The sequence below is a fragment of the Prevotella jejuni genome (genome assembly GCF_900187995.1).
GTDB classification, from domain to species: Bacteria; Bacteroidota; Bacteroidia; order Bacteroidales; family Bacteroidaceae; genus Prevotella; species Prevotella jejuni.
In genome coordinates this window covers 1-2,032 of record NZ_FZNZ01000079.1, presented here as the reverse complement: position 1 = coordinate 2,032, position 2,032 = coordinate 1, and the positions used below count along the sequence as shown (strand labels likewise).

1 protein-coding gene is annotated in these 2,032 nt (G+C 42.6%); it reads left to right on the top strand.

Going from position 1 to position 2,032, the window contains the following annotated elements; translation table 11 throughout:
• Positions 1 to 2,032 (top strand): toxin TcdB middle/N-terminal domain-containing protein (locus CHB62_RS14340; protein ID WP_303395906.1); only part of this gene is annotated, 2,032 nt, incomplete at both ends.

The window sequence follows — 2,032 nt, the reverse complement described above, 5'->3', positions numbered from 1 at the left end:
TCACCAAACCCGTCACAACAGATGACGTTACGCTCAGAATTGTCGCATCTAATGAGTTAAAAGACAGCTTGGGTAATAATAATCCGAATTATAAAAAAAGAGAAATCTATACCCGTACCTTAGCATGGAATGAAGCGTTTGACGGAGAAATTAAACAGACGATTCCTAATCCGGATGGCTTGACAAATCTAAACTTTGAAATCAGTTCTTCTTCTAATGTGGACTGGTCGAAAATAAAGTGGACCCCACAAATAGAGACCATAGGCAAGGATGGAAGCAGGCAGCGTACGACAGGGGCAACCCATTATGTTCTCTTTGCTGACATGGTTAGTGAAGGTAAACCTGTAGTACTTGCTTCCAATGTTTCAACCCTGACAGTTACTCCGAGTATCACGATGCTACCACCAACGGTAAACGGAATGGTAACGATGACTGTCAAGACTGTAGACAAACTGCTGGGTAAAAAGACTTACACTTTCAGTGGTGGCAGTCTTTCAGGGGATCCTCTGATAATCACCGGTATCAGTGCAGGCAAGATATGGATAGATTACTTCTATTCAGGTAACATCTCAGGTCAGACAGTAACTTCTGCAGCTACTGTCAGTGGCATAGGAACAGCACAGGCAGGCTTCTATGCCCAGACAGAGAACAAAGGCTTCGGCACAATGTATCGTGGTTGGGGTGGTTTTGTTTATAATGCTTCCGAAGGTAGGTATAGCAAACCTATTGATGAATCACTGCTTAAGCTCCCCGATAGCAAGGATGCCAAGATGGATCCTTTGACAATGGCATTTGTACCAATAGGAACAGACCAAAGTTCATTTGACAGATGGATAGGACAACGAGCAGAATTGTACCTTACAGCTGAAGAGGCTGGGGCTTCAAGACTAACTGAACAAAATGTAATATTAACTAACCCTTTCGAACATATTGATAATATAACAGGAGTTTCCGGTACGTGTCTACAAGGAACCGGTGCTGTAGCTATAACACAGGAAATGGTTGCAACAAGTGATGTCAATCAGACAGGCATTGCTTTTACATACAATGATGCAAGTGGTAAGAGTGTAACTCGCTCCACTATGATGGATTTCAATGGGGATGGTTTCCCGGATATTTTTCAAAAGGGAGTCATACAATATACAAATTCGCAAGGAGGTATCAGTGGCGAAAAGTATAGTGGAATCGGAACCATTGGCAGTGAAAATAAGTCTGAAGGATGGGCATTGGGAAGTGATCCTATTATTTCGATAAGTTCTACGATTGCTCATATTGCAAAAGGAAAGGATCATTCCAGCAACCAAGGCTCCAGCAACAAGGCAAAAGCTAGTATGTCTGGATCTGTCAGTATTCCTCCCTCTAACAAGGATTGGAGCACAGAAACATTCATGGATGTGAATGGAGACGGTCTACCTGATAAAATTATTAAGGGAAATAAAGTTCGACTTAATTTAGGGTACAACTTCACAGAACCGATTGATTGGGGAATTGAACGAATACAAGGTGGTAAGGGAATTACTTATAACGCCAATATAGGTGGTGGCTTCAATAAGGGGTCATCAAGCTTCGCCGGGGGATACAATGTTGTAACCTCTAAGAATGGAGAAGAGTATAATCTCTCTGATGTAAATTCTGACGGATTACCAGATAAGGTATGGCGCAATGGCAAGACTATTATGGTGGCACTTAATATCGGTAATGGCTTTATGGATGCCATTCAGTGGAAAGGGCTTTCTTCTCTTAGCGAATCAGCCTCAACTTCAGAGGGAGCTGAAGTTGCATTTACTGTCAATTTTACCCCAAAGTTAATTCCTGTCAAAATTTCCATAAATCCAGTTGTTTCTGTCAGTCATAGTATAAATCGTAACAACTATGCTTTGCAAGACGTAGACGGCGACGGCTACCTCGACATTGTGGAATCCGATAAGGAAAGTGAACTGAAAGTAACCCGCTCTGCCATCGGCAGAACGAACATGCTCAAGAGCGTGACCAACTCCCTTGGCGGAACCTTTACACTGGACTACGAACACAG